At 62.9% G+C, this 14225-nt stretch carries 17 protein-coding genes; 15 read left to right on the forward strand and 2 right to left on the reverse strand.

Features of this window, described 5'->3' with window-relative positions; translation table 11 throughout:
• Positions 1-14 precede the first annotated feature (14 nt).
• Together AC4P1R_RS24155 and AC4P1R_RS24160 are read right to left on the reverse strand one after the other, a co-directional pair.
• Entirely contained in the window at positions 15-188 is a 174-nt protein-coding gene (locus tag AC4P1R_RS24155; protein WP_492178110.1) for a hypothetical protein, read from the reverse strand.
• Positions 181-1113: a LysR family transcriptional regulator gene (locus tag AC4P1R_RS24160; RefSeq protein WP_492178111.1), complete on the reverse strand. Its 933-nt coding sequence runs from the start codon at positions 1111-1113 to the stop codon at positions 181-183. The genes AC4P1R_RS24155 and AC4P1R_RS24160 overlap by 8 nt, the downstream gene beginning before the upstream one ends.
• 95 nt (positions 1114-1208) lie before the next feature.
• Here AC4P1R_RS24160 and AC4P1R_RS24165 point away from each other — a divergent pair, with 95 nt between their 5' ends.
• The 15 genes from AC4P1R_RS24165 (at position 1209) to AC4P1R_RS24235 (ending at position 14149) form a co-directional block, all read left to right on the forward strand.
• Positions 1209-2360: a muconate/chloromuconate family cycloisomerase gene (locus AC4P1R_RS24165; RefSeq protein ID WP_151613002.1), complete on the forward strand. Its 1152-nt coding sequence runs from the start codon at positions 1209-1211 to the stop codon at positions 2358-2360.
• Between the two features lie 4 nt (positions 2361-2364).
• The gene (gene catC / locus AC4P1R_RS24170) at positions 2365-2655 is read left to right on the forward strand and encodes a muconolactone Delta-isomerase (protein ID WP_069456723.1); all 291 of its coding nucleotides are present in this window, start codon (positions 2365-2367) and stop codon (positions 2653-2655) included.
• A gap of 74 nt (positions 2656-2729) precedes the next feature.
• Positions 2730-3668 carry a catechol 1,2-dioxygenase gene (gene catA / locus AC4P1R_RS24175; protein WP_492178112.1) on the forward strand — a complete coding sequence of 313 codons (939 nt, stop codon included), beginning with the start codon at positions 2730-2732 and terminating at the stop codon, positions 3666-3668.
• A 118-nt stretch (positions 3669-3786) separates the two neighbouring features.
• Complete coding sequence (locus tag AC4P1R_RS24180) at positions 3787-5145, forward strand: Rieske 2Fe-2S domain-containing protein (protein ID WP_225192092.1); 1359 nt, start codon at positions 3787-3789, stop codon at positions 5143-5145.
• Complete coding sequence (benB, locus tag AC4P1R_RS24185; protein WP_069456721.1) at positions 5142-5630, forward strand: benzoate 1,2-dioxygenase small subunit; 489 nt, start codon at positions 5142-5144, stop codon at positions 5628-5630. The genes AC4P1R_RS24180 and benB overlap by 4 nt, the downstream gene beginning before the upstream one ends.
• 42 nt (positions 5631-5672) lie before the next feature.
• Positions 5673-6698, forward strand: coding sequence for a benzoate 1,2-dioxygenase electron transfer component BenC (gene benC / locus AC4P1R_RS24190; RefSeq protein WP_151613005.1), 1026 nt, complete (start codon positions 5673-5675; stop codon positions 6696-6698).
• Positions 6695-7483 (forward strand): benzoate diol dehydrogenase BenD, encoded by a 789-nt coding sequence (gene benD, locus AC4P1R_RS24195; RefSeq protein ID WP_151613006.1) that lies wholly within the window; start codon positions 6695-6697, stop codon positions 7481-7483. Before benC ends, benD begins: the two co-directional genes overlap by 4 nt.
• Before the next feature lie 34 nt (positions 7484-7517).
• Positions 7518-8852: an MFS transporter gene (locus tag AC4P1R_RS24200; RefSeq protein WP_492178113.1), complete on the forward strand. Its 1335-nt coding sequence runs from the start codon at positions 7518-7520 to the stop codon at positions 8850-8852.
• A gap of 123 nt (positions 8853-8975) precedes the next feature.
• Positions 8976-9806, forward strand: a complete 831-nt coding sequence (gene pcaD / locus AC4P1R_RS24205) for a 3-oxoadipate enol-lactonase (protein ID WP_492178114.1) — start codon at positions 8976-8978, stop codon at positions 9804-9806.
• A 35-nt stretch (positions 9807-9841) separates the two neighbouring features.
• Positions 9842-10198 (forward strand): ArsR/SmtB family transcription factor, encoded by a 357-nt coding sequence (locus tag AC4P1R_RS24210; protein WP_069459332.1) that lies wholly within the window; start codon positions 9842-9844, stop codon positions 10196-10198.
• A gap of 19 nt (positions 10199-10217) precedes the next feature.
• Positions 10218-10727 carry an arsenate reductase ArsC gene (locus AC4P1R_RS24215; RefSeq protein ID WP_151613009.1) on the forward strand — a complete coding sequence of 170 codons (510 nt, stop codon included), beginning with the start codon at positions 10218-10220 and terminating at the stop codon, positions 10725-10727.
• A gap of 3 nt (positions 10728-10730) precedes the next feature.
• Positions 10731-11429 carry an aquaporin gene (locus tag AC4P1R_RS24220; RefSeq protein WP_492178115.1) on the forward strand — a complete coding sequence of 233 codons (699 nt, stop codon included), beginning with the start codon at positions 10731-10733 and terminating at the stop codon, positions 11427-11429.
• 2 nt (positions 11430-11431) lie between these two features.
• The gene (gene arsC / locus AC4P1R_RS24225) at positions 11432-11857 is read left to right on the forward strand and encodes an arsenate reductase (glutaredoxin) (RefSeq protein WP_492178841.1); all 426 of its coding nucleotides are present in this window, start codon (positions 11432-11434) and stop codon (positions 11855-11857) included.
• Positions 11832-12557 carry an arsenical resistance protein ArsH gene (gene arsH, locus AC4P1R_RS24230; protein ID WP_492178842.1) on the forward strand — a complete coding sequence of 242 codons (726 nt, stop codon included), beginning with the start codon at positions 11832-11834 and terminating at the stop codon, positions 12555-12557. Before arsC ends, arsH begins: the two co-directional genes overlap by 26 nt.
• A 290-nt stretch (positions 12558-12847) precedes the next feature.
• On the forward strand, positions 12848-14149 hold the full coding sequence (locus AC4P1R_RS24235) for a DUF445 domain-containing protein (protein ID WP_492178116.1): 1302 nt from the start codon (positions 12848-12850) through the stop codon (positions 14147-14149).
• Positions 14150-14225 lie beyond the last annotated feature (76 nt).

Genomic DNA, 14225 nt, shown 5'->3' on the forward strand with positions numbered 1-14225 from the left:
GAGCGCTGCCCCGATCAGGCGGCGATGGGCAAGACAAGCTCGAACCCGGCGCCTCGGCCACCGGTATCCACGAGCCTGATCGCGCCGCCATGAGAGGCGAGCATGGCTTGCGTGATCGCAAGGCCCATGCCGAGCGTCGCTCCCGCGCGCCAGCGCAGAACGGACGAGGCGATCCGAGTCTCACGCACCGTCGAGTTGCACGTTGGACAGTTGCAGCCAAGGGGGGTTGTCGGCGTACATCTCGCGAATAAGCTGTTTGATCTCCTCGATCCTGCCCTTCGCATCGTCGCGCCGGAAGCTCATGATGATCGGCGACGTGGCGTTCTCGTCCTTGATAGTGCGATAGCACACGTCGTCCGGCCTTTGCCGCTGCGACGCCGCGGGAATGACGCACAAGCTCATCCCGGCCGCGACGATACCCAATGCCGTCTGAATTTCGCGGACCTCTTCCACGCTGCCGGGAGAAACGCCTTGCTCGGTCAACATGTTGAGGATCTCGTCGGCAAAGCTCGGCCGCGGCGCCGACGGATAGACGATCAGCGGTTCGCCCTCCAGTTCGGAAAGCGCGATCGGGTCGGCGGAGAGCGATTTCGGATGTCCTTTTGGGATTGCGACGACCAGTCGCTCCTCGCGCAGAGTGAGTCTCTCGACCTCCCTGTCGTTGAAGCGAACCCGGCCGAAGCCGAGATCTATCCGCCTCTCCTTGAGAGCGGTGACCTGCTCGGTCGACATCATCTCCCGGATTTCTATGTCGAGATCCGGCCAGCGCCTGAGCATGCGGCGGACGAGGTCCGGTATGCCGCCATAAAGCGTCGAGCCGACGCAGCCGATGACGTAACGCTCCCGTTTCGACAAACCGATCTTGCGCGTCTGCTCGCGGATGTGTTCGATCCGGGCCATGATCTGGCCGGACTGCTCGTAGAAAAAGCGGCCAGCCTCCGTCAGGTCGAGCGGACGGCTCGATCGGTCGATAAGCAGGACGCCGAGTTCGTCTTCCAATTGTTGTATCTGCCGGCTGAGGGGCGGCTGCGCGATGTGCAGGATTTCCGCGGCGCGCGAGAAGTTCCGCTCGCGCGCGACGGCAAGAAAATAGCGCAGCTGCCTCAGCTCCATTACTATACCTTTCAGGTATCAATTCCAACTTATATAGTTTTGGACGGATTTTAAAGTGGACGCTAATTTCCTTGCAATCAAGGGAGGAAAGCCCAGTGTCTATGGAAAGCCGCATCAGCGCGATCGAAACGATTATACTCGATCTGCCCACCATCCGACCGCACCGGCTGTCGATGGTGACCATGAACCGGCAAAGCATGACGATCGTCCGCGTCCGTTGCTCCGACGGCTTCGAGGGACTCGGGGAGGGGACAACGATCGGCGGTCTCGCCTACGGGCCGGAAAGTCCGGAAGGCATGAAATTGACGATCGACGAGTACATCGCGCCGTTGCTGATCGGCCGTGACGCGACGCGCATCCAGGCAGCCATGGACCTCGTGCTCAAGGCGGTAAAGGGCAATCACTTCGCCAAATGCGCGGTCGAGGCGGCGCTCCTCGATTGCCATGCGCGCCGTCTTGGTCTGCCGATATCGGAACTGCTTGGGGGCCGGCGGCGCGAAAGCCTCCCGATCGCCTGGACGCTCGCCTCCGGCGACACTGCCAAGGACATCGATGAGGCACAAGCCATGCTCGACCTGCGGCGCCACAAGGACTTCAAGCTGAAGATCGGCGTCAAATCGATCGAAGAGGATATCCGGCATGTGGGCGCCATCCGCAAGGCATTGCCGGACTTGGCCTCCATCCGGGTCGACGTGAACATGGCGTGGCGGGAGCGGGAGGCGCGCAATGCGATCGCGGCTCTGGCCGATGTTGGCTGCGTGCTCGTGGAGCAGCCGGTGCAGGGGATCACGGCGCTCGCCCGGCTGCGCCGCACTTCCCCGATCGCCATCATGGCCGACGAGGTCCTGGTCGGACCTGAAAGCGCGCTCGAGGCGGCAACTGCGCGCGCCGCCGACGTGTTCTCGGTCAAGATCGAACAGGCGGGCGGGTTGTTTGCCGCCGCCCGGGTGATCGCCATCGCGGAAGCCGCGGGCGTCGGCATCTATGGCGGCACCATGCTGGAGGGACCGATCGGCACGATTGCCGCCTCCCAGTTGATGGCAGGCGTCAAGGAACTGGAATGGGGCACCGAGTTCTTCGGCCCCCTGCTTTTGACCGAGGAGATCCTGGAGGAGCCGCTTCGCTTCGAGAGCTTCGAGCTGCAATTGCCAAAGGGACCGGGGCTCGGCGTGGCTCTTTCGGAGGAAGCCGTCAATCGTTTCCGCAGGGACGGCAAGCACGCTTCGACCCTGCGCGTGGTGGGGTGAGATCATGTTGTTTCATGTCGAGATGACCGTCAGTCTGCCGCACGATCTGTCCTCGGACGTCGCTGCGGAGCTCAAGGCCACGGAACGCGAGCGGGCGCAGGACCTGCAGCGCTCCGGCAAATGGCGCCACCTGTGGCGCGTGGCCGGCCGCTACGCGAATGTGAGCATTTTCGATGTGAGCGGGCCGGGCGAGTTGCACGAGATTCTGTCCACGTTGCCGCTCTTTCCCTTCATGGACGTCAAGGTGGTGCCGCTCTGTCGGCACCCTTCATCGATCCGCGAGGACAACATCTAGGACCTTAATCAGCGGTGATCCCGGGAGGACGGGAACCGCGTCAGTTCACAAAAGCAATCCGAGGAGGAATTAAGATGAACGTGAAAATTTTCGACAGGCCGGACATTCAGGACTTTCTGAAGGCCCTCAGCGGTTTGGAGAAGGCGGACGGCAACCCCCGCGTCAAACAGATCGTCCACCGCATCGTCTCAGACCTTTTCAAAGCGATCGACGATCTCGACATCACCCCCGACGAATACTGGGCCGGCATTGCCTGGCTCAATGATCTCGGCGCCGCCGGCCAGGCGGGCCTAATCTCCCCCGGCCTCGGCCTCGACCATTTCCTCGACGAGCGTCTCGACGCGATCGATGCGGCACTCGGCATCGACAATCCGACCCCGCGCACCATCGAAGGTCCGCTCTACGTGGCGGGCGCGCCGGTCTCGCACGGCTTTGCCCGTCTTGACGACGGTGCCGACGAAAACGGGCACACGCTCATCATGCACGGCACTGTAAACGGCGCGGACGGTAAACCGCTGCCGGGTGCCAAAGTCGAAGTCTGGCACTGTGATACGCGCGGCTTCTATTCGCACTTCGACCCAACGGGCAAGCAGGCGCCGTTCAACATGCGCCGCACGATCATCACCGACGAGAACGGCTGTTACAAGTTCCAGAGCATCGTGCCGCACGGCTACGGCGTGCCGCCGGGAAGCCCGACCGAGCAGCTGCTTTCCGCGCTCGGGCGCCACGGCCAGCGTCCGGCGCATATTCACTTCTTCATCAGCGCGGACGACCACCGCAAACTGACGACCCAGATCAATATCGAAGGCGACCCGCTGGTTAATGACGACTTCGCCTATGCGACGCGCGACGGTCTGGTTCCGGCCGTCGTCGAGCGGACCGACGAGGCCAGCATCAAAGCCAACGGCTTGAGCGGTCCCTTTGCGGAGATCAAGTTCGACATTCACCTTACAGCCCTGGTGAACGGCGTCGACAACCAGATCAACGAACTGCGCAAGCGCGCGGCCGCTTAAGCGGCGAGGCCGGCGGTCCGCTGGGCCGCCAGCCCGCCAGCCCTCTGAACCACCGTCATCAACGACTTTGTTGCAAAGGCTGCGCCGCCGACAGCGCAATCTTTGCGGGAGGAAGATCATGTCTGCGATCACCGACAAAGCCCGGGATCTCGATCAGTTGCTCGCCACCGCCGTGCAGGACGACAAGGAGGCCGGCATCTTCCGTTGCCGCCGCGACATATTCACCAATGAAGCCCTGTTCGAACTGGAGATGAAGCACATCTTCGAAAGCAACTGGGTCTATCTGGCCCATGAAAGCCAGATTCCGGGGAACAACGACTACTACACGACCTATATCGGCCGCCAGCCGGTGGTCGTGACCCGCGACAAGAACGGCGACCTCAACGCGGTCATCAATGCCTGCGCCCATCGCGGCGCGATGCTGTGCCGGCGCAAGCACGGCAACAAGGGCAGCTTCACCTGCCCCTTCCACGGCTGGACCTTCTCCAACACCGGCAAGCTGCTCAAGGTCAAGGACGAGAAGACGACGCAGTATCCACCCCAGTTTGCGAAAGACGGATCGCATGACCTGAAGCGCGTTCCGCGTTTCGAAAGCTATCGCGGCTTCCTTTTCGGCAGCCTGAAGGAGGACGTGGCGCCGCTCGAGGATTTCCTCGGCGAGACGAAGGTCATCATCGACCAGATCGTCGACCAGGCGCCAAACGGGCTGGAGGTGCTGCGCGGCAATTCGTCCTACATCTACGACGGCAACTGGAAGCTGCAGATGGAGAACGGCTGCGACGGCTATCATGTCAGTTCCGTGCACTGGAACTACGCCGCGACGATGGGCCGGCGCAAGGAGGAGGGCACAAAGGCGGTCGACGCCAATAGCTGGAGCCGCTCGGTCGCGGGCGTCTACGGTTTCGACAACGGCCACATCCTCCTGTGGACCAACACGATGAATCCGGAGGTTCGCCCAGTCTACCGCCGCCGCGACGAGATCAAGGCCCGTGTCGGCGAGGACAAGGCGGATTTCATCGTCAACCAGACCCGCAATCTCTGCATCTATCCGAATGTATTCCTGATGGATCAGTTCTCGACGCAGATCCGCGTGACGCGGCCGATCAGCGTCGACAAGACCGAGATCAGCATCTTCTGCTTCGCGCCGAAGGGTGAAGGTGCCGAAGACCGCGCGCTGCGCATCCGCCAGTACGAGGACTTCTTCAACGTATCTGGCATGGGCACGGCCGACGACCTGGAAGAATTCCGTGCCTGCCAGGCGGGTTATGCCGGCACTGCCGCGCTCTGGAACGACCTTTCGCGGGGCGCACCGCTCTGGATCGACGGTCCTGACGAAAACGCAAGGCGCATGGGCATCGCGCCGCTCCTGTCCGGCGAGCGCAGCGAGGACGAGGGCCTGTTCGTCCGCCAGCACGAATACTGGGCCAAGACGATGCGCGAGGCGCTCGTCGCCGAGAAGAATGGAGCCGTCGCATGAGTATTTCGCACGAGGCCATCTGCGCGTTCCTCTACCGGGAAGCGCGTCTTCTGGACGATCGCGAGTGGGACGAATGGCTCACCTGCTATGCGCCGGACGTGACCTACTGGATGCCGGCCTGGGACGACGACGACCAGCTGACCGAAGATCCGCAGTCGCAGATATCGCTGATCTACTACGCGAACAGCGACGGTCTCGAAGACCGGGTGTTCCGCATCAAGACCGAGCGTTCCGGTGCTTCCACACCGGAACCGCGCACCAGCCATAGCGTGACCAATGTCGAGGTGCTGGAGGATCGCGGCGATGAGGTCGACGTTCGCTACAACTTCCACACGTTGAGCCATCGCTACAAGGTCACCGACCAGTTCTTCGGCACCATGTTCGTCACGCTGCGCAAGAGCGGCGACGGCCTGCTGATCTCGAACAAGAAGATCGTGCTGAAGAACGACTACATCCGCCAGGTCATCGACGTCTACCACATCTGAGGGGCGTCGCCGGCCGGCTTAGGGAGCGATGAGGAGGGTTCCATGGCCTGCTACAAGATCGCATTGAACTTCGAGGATGGGGTGACCCGCTTCATCGAATGCAAGGACGGCGAGAAGGTTCTCGATGCCGCCTTCCGCAGCAAGATCAACTTGCCGATGGACTGTTCCGACGGCGTGTGCGGCACCTGCAAGTGCCGCGCCGAGAGCGGCAGCTACGACCTCGGCGACGACTTCATCGACGATGCGCTGACCGCCGACGAGGCCGAAAGCGGCCTTGTACTGACCTGCCAAATGAAGCCGGCCTCCGACTGCGTCATCGCCGTGCCGACGACATCGGTGGCCTGCAAGACCGGGCAGCAGAAATTCGCCGCTACGGTCGCAGGGGTGACGCCGCACAAGGATGCGGCGGTCGTCCTGGAGCTGGAGGTCGAAGCCGCCGCGCCCGCCTTCCTGCCCGGTCAGTACGTCAACATCGCCGTGCCGGGCAGTGGCCAAAGCCGATCCTATTCGTTCAGCTCGGCGCCGGGCGAGCAGCGGATCGGCTTCCTCATCAAGAAAATACCCGGCGGCCTGATGAGCGGCTGGCTGGAGCGCGCCGAGGTTGGCACGAAACTCGAACTGACGGGGCCGCTGGGGAGCTTCTATCTTCGCGATGTCCAGAGGCCGCTTCTGTTCCTCGCCGGAGGCACGGGCCTTGCGCCGTTCCTGTCGATGCTTGAGGTTCTGGCGCGCACGGGGTCGGAGCAGAAAATCCACCTGATTTATGGCGTGACGCGCGATCTCGATCTGGTTCTGGTCGACGAAATCCAAGCCTATGCGGCGCGCCTGCCAAACTTCAGCTTCACGACGGTGGTCGCCGACGAGGCTTCCAGCCATCCGCAAAAGGGCTGGGTTACCCAGCACATGCCGGCCGAGATGCTCAATGGCGGCGAGGTCGACGTCTATCTCTGCGGCCCACCGCCGATGGTCGATGCCGTGCGCAGGCATTTCGACGACAACGGCGTGAAGCCCAACAGCTTCCACTACGAGAAGTTCACGCCCAATGCGGTCGTGAAGGAGGCCGCATGAGCGCGGTGCGCTTCAAAGGCCGCTTTGCCGGCAGGGTGCTGGTGGTGACCGGTGCGGCGCAGGGAATCGGCCGCGCGGTGGCGATCCGTGCCGCGGAGGAGGGCGGTAAGGTGCTGTTCATAGACCGTGCCGATTTCACCGGGGCGGTTGCGGCCGAGGCCAGGGACGCCGAAACCGCCTCCTTCAACGCCGACCTCGAAACCTATGATGGGGCCGCGGCGGCGATGCGCTTTGCCGTCGAGAGGTTCGGCGGGATCGACATCCTGATCAACAATGTCGGCGGTGCGATCCGCATGCGTCCTTACGCGGAATTCGAGCCGCAGCACATCGACGCGGAGATCCACCGTTCGCTGATGCCGACGCTCTACTGCTGCCATGCGGTCTTGCCGCATCTCTTCGCGCGCGGCGGAGGCACCATCGTCAACGTGTCGTCGAACGCCACGCGCGGCATCCATCGCGTACCCTATTCGGCGGCCAAGGGCGGCGTGAACGCCGTTACCCAGGCGCTTGCGATGGAACTGGCGGAGCGCAACATCCGTGTGGTTGCCACCGCACCGGGCGGCACGGAAGCGCCTCCGCGCCGGATCCCGCGAAATGCCGCCGGCGACACGGCGGAGGAGGAGGCCTGGATGGGCAATGTCGTCCACCAGGTGAAGCAATCCAGCTTCATGAAGCGATACGGGACCATCGAGGAACAGGTGGCGCCGATCCTGTTCCTGGCCTCCGACGAGGCGTCCTACATCACCGGCAGCGTTCTGCCCGTAGCCGGGGGTGATACCGGCTGAAGTTTCAACATGCGTAGCAACTCGGGGAGGAGCGATGATGCGCACTATCGATGTGAATGAAGCAATCGACAACAATCCATTCGGCGGATTCCAATGGCTGGTGGTGGGGCTCTGCGCCTCACTGTTGATCGTCGACGGCTATGATGTATTCGTTGCGGGCACCGTTCTGCCGACGCTGATCGCGGAATGGGGGCTGAGCAAGCCGCAGGCCGGCGCGCTGCAGGCATGGGCTCTGTTCGGCATGATGTTCGGCGCGCTTGTTTTCGGACCTCTCGCGGACAAGATCGGACGAAAGAAGGGCATCGCGATCAGCTTCATGCTGTTTACCGTTTCTACCCTTCTCACCGGCTTCGCCAACTCACCGGATCAATTCAAGATCTTTCGCTTCGTCGCCGGTCTCGGCTGCGGTGGTTTGATGCCGAACGCCGTGGCGCTGATGAACGAGTACGCACCCAAGCGCCTTCGCGGCACAATGGTCGCCCTGATGTTCTCGGGCTATTCGGTCGGCGGCATGGTTGCAGCGGGTCTCGGCATCGGCCTCATCCCGCAATACGGCTGGAAGCCGATGTTCTTTGTGGCCGCCCTGCCGCTGGCTCTGCTTCCAGTCGTTCTGTGGAAATTGCCGGAATCGCTCGGCTTCCTCATCCGCCAGGGTCAGCAGGAAAAGGCGAAGCGGATCTATGGCAAGATCGATCCCTCGGCATGCCTTGGTGACGATGACAGACTGGTATTCGCCGGAGCCAAGGGCGCCTCGGCGTCGGTTGCTGAACTGTTCCGCCACCAGCGCACGCTGCGTACCCTCATGCTGTGGGTCGCCTTCTTCTGCTGCCTGCTGCTCGTCTATCTCCTGTCGTCCTGGCTGCCGAAAGTGCTGCAGGAAGCCGGCTATGCCGAAAAGGCGAGCCTCTTGAGCCTCTTTTCGCTCAATTTCGGTGGCATGGTCGGCGCGATTGCGGGCGGCTGGCTGGGCGACCGGTTCGGCTTGCCGAAGGTGGTCGTCGGCTTCTTCATGGCGGCTGCCGCATCGATTGCACTGATCGGCTTCAATCTACCCGCAGGGCTGCTTTTCCTGATCGTATTCGTTGCCGGCGCGACCACCATCGGCACGCAGATCCTGCTCTATGCCAGCGTTGCGCAGCTCTATAACCTCTCCGTCCGCTCCACAGGACTGGGCTGGGCATCGGGCGTCGGCCGCATCGGCGCCATCGTCGGCCCCACCCTGGGCGGCATGCTGCTGGCGATGGACTTTCCGCTCCAGCAGAACTTCCTGATCTTTTCCATCCCTGCAGCGGCCTCGGCTCTGGCGATGCTGGTATTCGCGGTCAGCAACGCGCGCCGGGTCGGCACCGTGCAGCTTGCCGCCGCATGAGCAAGCACGGCCGATCGCATGAGTCGGTCGGCCGGTCTTCCATATTCAAAAGCAGCGCCGGGTCGAACCCGGCGCCGCCGATCACCCCATCTGCCGAGAGTCGATTTCCTGAGTCCTTGAAACATGCCCTTCCTCGATCTTCCCAGTTATCGCCTCCACTACCGTATCGACGGCGATGCGGACGGGTGCCAGAGCAAGCCATGGCTTATGTTCTGCAATTCGCTCGGCGCAGACCTACACATGTGGGACGCGCAGGTGGCTGGACTTGGGCCGCATTTCCGCACGCTGCGATATGATCGCCGCGGCCATGGTCTGTCCTCGGCGCCGCCACCGCCATACGCTCTGTCGGATCTCGGCAAGGATGCGCTCGCGCTGCTCGATGCGCTTGAAATAGAGCGCGTGCATTTCTGCGGCCTGTCCATCGGCGGCCTCACAGGGCAGTGGCTGGGCATTCATGCCGGACATCGCCTTGGCAAAATCGCCGTCTGCGCGACGTCCGCCAAGATCGGTACCGCCGAAAGCTGGATCGCGCGAATGGAGACCGTGCGGGAGAGCGGTCTTGAGGCACTGACCGCCGCCACCGTCGAACGCTGGTTCACGCCGGGGTTCGGCGCCCTCGAACCCGGCACTGTCGAAAACGTGCTCGACAGCTTTGTCGCGACGTCGATCGATGGCTATATCGGATGCTGTGCGGCTCTGGCCGGGGGCGACTTGCGTGATGATATCGAACGGATCGCCAACCCTCTTCTCGCCGTTTCCGGCGATAACGATCCGGTGTGCCCGCCATCCGACCTGGCAGATATCGCCGCGCGTGTGCAGCAGGGCCGGCATCTGTCGCTGCCGGGCCGCCATATCGTAAACGTCGAGTCGGCACAGGCTTTCAACGGCGCGCTTTTGGAGTTTCTCGGTGCGGAAGCTTCTTCCCCATCGAATCGTGCCAGATGCAGTGATTGACTTGACTCGTAAGATATATCCAATATTCTAGATATATGGATGAAACTCAGACAATCACCGCTCTTGCCGCCCTTGCCCAGCCCACCCGCTTGAGGACGTTCAGGCTGCTCGTCGAGCGGGAACCCGACGGCATTGCCGCCGGCGAGCTGGCCAGGCTGGTCGATGTGCCGCAGAACACCATGTCGGCGCATCTCGCGACGCTGGCCCAGGCCGCGCTGGTCCGGGGCGAGCGTCAAAGCCGTTCCATTATCTATCGCGCCGATCTCGATCGCTTTCGCTCCGTTATGCTCTACCTGCTGCAAGACTGCTGCGGCGGCAATGCGAGTCTCTGTGCGCCATTGATTTCAGATTTGTCCCCATGCTGCGCTCCGACGGAGACGCAGGTAAGTTGAACCGACCGGGAGAGCGCTCATGAGCGGCAAAGCCTATAACGTCCTCTTTCTGTGCACGGGCAATTCGGCACGCTCGATCATCGCCGAAGCCATACTGAACCGGCTCGGCAGGGGTCGGTTCCGCGCCTATTCGGCCGGGTCCTATCCAAAAGGTGAAGTGCATCCATTCACCTTGCAGCTTCTCAAGGGGCTGAACTACGACACGTCGTCCGCACGCTCGAAGTCCTGGGACGAGTTCGCCGCGCCCGACGCGCCGCAGATGGATTTTGTCTTCACAGTCTGCGATGACGCGGCCGGAGAGGCCTGTCCCGCCTGGCCGGGCCAGCCGATGACCGCGCACTGGGGCGTGCCCGATCCGGCCGCGGCGGAAGGCAGCGAGACTGAGCGGCATTTCGCCTTTGCCGAGACCCACCGAATGCTGAGCAACCGCCTCTCGATATTCATCAGCCTGCCGATGACCAGCCTGGACAGGCTTGCCTTGCAGAGGCGACTTGATGAGATCGGGCGCAATGTTCCGAAGGCGGGCTGACACATGGCGTTCGATCTGAAGCGCCGGATCGCGGCGGAGTTTCTTGGGACGGCCATCCTGGTCGCCACCGTCGTCGGCTCCGGCGTCATGGCCGATCGCCTTTCCGATGACGTGGCGGTGTCCCTGCTCGGCAACACCATACCGACGGGTGCTATCCTCATCGTCCTGATCAGCATTCTCGGCCCGGTATCCGGTGCGCATTTCAATCCTGCGGTGACGATCGTGTTCTCCGCCAGGCGGGAGATCGAGCCGCCCGCCGCGGCGCTCTACATCCTGTCCCAAGTCGCGGGCGGCCTTGCAGGAATGTTTGTCGCCCATGCCATGTTCGAGTTGGACATCTTTCAGGCGTCACAAACGGTTCGCACCGGCGCCGGCCAATGGCTTGCCGAGACGGTAGCGACTTTCGGCCTGGTCTTCACGATCCTGGCGGGATTGCGCTTCCGCGGCGATGCCATTCCGTGGCTGGTCGGCCTCTATATCACAGCGGCCTACTGGTTTACCGCCTCGACATCCTTTGCGAACCCCGCGGTCGCGATCGCCCGGGCATTCACGAACACCTTTTCGGGCATTCGCCCCGGGGATTTGCCCGGCTTCGTCATGGCCGAAGTGCTGGGGGCGCTGCTGGCAGCCGCCGTTGCCGGTTGGATGCTCGCCGGGCGGAACGCCTCGATTTCACCAATTGCGGTCAAGGGAGTCGAATGACCATGGACGTCACCATCTACCACAATCCTGCTTGCGGCACGTCCCGCAATACATTGGCGCTGATCCGCCACGCCGGCATCGAACCGAAGGTGATCGAATATCTGAAGACCCCGCCCGACCGCGAGGAGCTTGCCGGCATGATCCGCGACGCCGGCCTTTCGGTCCGCGAGGCGATCCGCGAGAAGGGGACACCCTATGCGGAACTCGGGCTCGGCGATCCGTCGCTTTCCGACGACCAGCTCCTGACGGCAATGATCGAGCATCCGATCCTCATCAATCGGCCGTTCGTCGTCACCCCCTTGGGTACCCGGCTGGCGCGGCCGTCGGAAGCGGTTCTCGATATCCTGCCAGCGGATGCCTTCAAAGGGCCGTTCGTCAAGGAGGATGGCGAAGCGGTTCTCGATGGGGAGGGGCGACGCCTTGTCTGAACTTTCCGCCGCCGATCCGCGGCATCTGCGCAAGCCCGCCGCCGAGGCGCTGCGGCCGCCTTTCTCGACGCATCCGCCGCGCATCCTGATCCTTTACGGCTCGCTTCGCCAGGTGTCCTATTCGCGGCTTCTGGCGGAGGAGGCCGGGCGGTTGCTGGAGTATTTCGGGGCGGAAGTGCGCTTTTTCGACCCGTCGGGTCTGCCGCTGCCGGACGACGCGCCGGCAAGCCACCCAAAGGTCCAGGAGCTCCGGGAACTCTCCGAATGGTCGGAAGGCCAGGTCTGGGTGAGTCCGGAGCGCCATGGGGCAATCACCGGCATCATGAAGGCGCAGATCGACTGGATACCACTTGCGATCGGGTCGATCCGGCCGACCCAGGGGAAAACCCTCGCCGTCATGCAGGTGTCGGGCGGCTCGCAGTCCTTCAATGCGGTGAACACGCTGCGCCTGCTCGGACGCTGGATGCGCATGATCACCATCCCCAACCAGTCCTCGGTCGCCAAGGCCTACCAGGAATTCGACGCGAATGGACGCATGAAGCCGTCTTCCTACTATGATCGGGTCGTCGATGTCTGCGAGGAGCTCGTGAAGTTCACGCTGCTGACCCGCGACGTTTCGCACTACCTCGTCGACCGATACAGCGAACGCAAGGAAGACGCCGAGAAGCTGGAACAGCGGGTCAGACTGAAGTCTGTCTGAACCCCGGACCCGTCCATAACCCATCTGGCGCCGCCTCCCGGCCATCTCCACTACAGCGCCGCGCGTCCTATAGGACGCGCAAAGGTCGCTGTAGCACTTTGAATTGCTGCATGTCCTTGAATCGAGGTCGCTTCAAGGAGACATGCAGTAGTCATACGTCTCGCAAGGGGTGTCTTGTCGACGGTCCGTGATCATAATGGTCCGGCCGTGCCTGTTGACGGCGGCCGTCATGAGCAGGAGCGGCTCCTGCTGCAGGCAAGGACCGAACCCGGATGCGAGGAGGTTGAGCCATGTCACCGGACCGTTCCCGCGCGTTTGATGCTCCCGTCCCGTCCCAGCCTTCAGCGCCTGTTCCGAATTCCGCCGAGGATCGTCAGCGCCGCCGCCTGAAGCGCAATCGCCTGCTGGCGACATCCCTCTTGATCGCCATGGCGGCGGTTTTTCTTGGAACCCACTTGGTTCCCGATCCCGGCTTCGCGGTCCAGCTCTTGCGCGCCGCCGCGGAAGCGGGAATCGTCGGCGGGCTCGCTGACTGGTTCGCAGTGACCGCGCTCTTCCGTCACCCGCTTGGCCTACCGATCCCGCATACGGCTATTGTGACAACCAACAAGGAGCGCATCGGTCAATCCCTGGGTCGCTTCCTGGAACGGCACTTCCTGACCGAGGAGGTGATGCTGCGAAAATTGCGGAGCGCCCATGTGGCCCAGCGGTTTTCGGCATGGCTTGCGGCTCCGGCGACGGCGCCGCTGCTCGCCGAAGCCGTTGCTTCGGCGCTTCCTTATGTCATTCGCACGCTCGACAACAAGGACCTGCAGGACTTCGCCCGCCGGAGCCTCGGCAGACAGGTACGGCAAGCCGACGTCGCGCCGATTCTCGGCCGTGCCATTGATATCTTGACGGCGAGCGGGGAGACGGACGTTCTGTTTGAGCGCGCCCTCGGCGTTGCCGCCCAATGGCTGGAGGAAAACCGCGAGCAGATCTTCCAATTGGTCCGCGAGCGCAGTCGCTGGTGGATTCCCCGGACCATCGATCGAAGGATCGCGGAGGCGATCGTCTCGGGCGTAGCCGACCTCCTCAACAAATTGCGTGAGCCGGAGAGCGAAGTCCGGCTGAAGTTCCGCGAGGCGCTCTACCGTCTCATCGATGACCTGAACACATCACCGGCCCAGCGCGAGCAGGTAAACGCCATCAAGAACCGCGTCCTGGAACACCCGGAGGTTCAGGCCTGGGTCGCAGCCGTATGGAATGGGACCGCACGCATGATGCTGGACGACCTGGCTCGGCCGAACTCGAAGGTGCGTCTGGCTGTCGAGAAATTGTGTCTGCTCGTCGGCCGGGCATTGGCGAGCGACCAGGCCATGTTGGCCCATATCGACTCGTTTCTGGAGAAGCTTGCTGCCTATGTCGTTTCGTGGCGGCACGAGATCGGCGCGTTCGTGTCGGAAGTGGTCAGAAGCTGGGATACGCCCACGCTCGTGGACCGCCTGGAGTTGGTCGTCGGCAGCGATCTCCAGTACATCCGCATGAACGGCACGATCGTCGGCGCCTTTGCGGGCTGCCTGATCTTCCTGGTTTCCCGATCCTTCGGTTGATCGCAACCTGTGAGTACCGGAGCCGGGCTGCTTGCGCCACCAATCGCCAAACTAACGTCACGTAGCGGGCGAAGCC

Source organism: Sinorhizobium sp. Y406 (genome assembly GCF_058732025.1).

Excerpts from the sequence above, each read along its gene's own strand:
- AC4P1R_RS24160 (WP_492178111.1), bottom strand. The coding sequence starts at position 1,113 with ATGGAGCTGAGGCAGCTGCGCTATTTTCTTGCCGTCGCGCGCGAGCGG.
- catC (WP_069456723.1), top strand. The coding sequence starts at position 2,365 with ATGTTGTTTCATGTCGAGATGACCGTCAGTCTGCCGCACGATCTGTCC.
- catA (WP_492178112.1), top strand. The coding sequence starts at position 2,730 with ATGAACGTGAAAATTTTCGACAGGCCGGACATTCAGGACTTTCTGAAG.
- AC4P1R_RS24180 (WP_225192092.1), top strand. The coding sequence starts at position 3,787 with ATGTCTGCGATCACCGACAAAGCCCGGGATCTCGATCAGTTGCTCGCC.
- benB (WP_069456721.1), top strand. The coding sequence starts at position 5,142 with ATGAGTATTTCGCACGAGGCCATCTGCGCGTTCCTCTACCGGGAAGCG.
- benC (WP_151613005.1), top strand. The coding sequence starts at position 5,673 with ATGGCCTGCTACAAGATCGCATTGAACTTCGAGGATGGGGTGACCCGC.
- benD (WP_151613006.1), top strand. The coding sequence starts at position 6,695 with ATGAGCGCGGTGCGCTTCAAAGGCCGCTTTGCCGGCAGGGTGCTGGTG.
- AC4P1R_RS24200 (WP_492178113.1), top strand. The coding sequence starts at position 7,518 with ATGATGCGCACTATCGATGTGAATGAAGCAATCGACAACAATCCATTC.
- pcaD (WP_492178114.1), top strand. The coding sequence starts at position 8,976 with ATGCCCTTCCTCGATCTTCCCAGTTATCGCCTCCACTACCGTATCGAC.
- AC4P1R_RS24210 (WP_069459332.1), top strand. The coding sequence starts at position 9,842 with ATGGATGAAACTCAGACAATCACCGCTCTTGCCGCCCTTGCCCAGCCC.
- AC4P1R_RS24215 (WP_151613009.1), top strand. The coding sequence starts at position 10,218 with ATGAGCGGCAAAGCCTATAACGTCCTCTTTCTGTGCACGGGCAATTCG.
- AC4P1R_RS24220 (WP_492178115.1), top strand. The coding sequence starts at position 10,731 with ATGGCGTTCGATCTGAAGCGCCGGATCGCGGCGGAGTTTCTTGGGACG.
- arsC (WP_492178841.1), top strand. The coding sequence starts at position 11,432 with ATGGACGTCACCATCTACCACAATCCTGCTTGCGGCACGTCCCGCAAT.
- arsH (WP_492178842.1), top strand. The coding sequence starts at position 11,832 with ATGGGGAGGGGCGACGCCTTGTCTGAACTTTCCGCCGCCGATCCGCGG.
- AC4P1R_RS24235 (WP_492178116.1), top strand. The coding sequence starts at position 12,848 with ATGTCACCGGACCGTTCCCGCGCGTTTGATGCTCCCGTCCCGTCCCAG.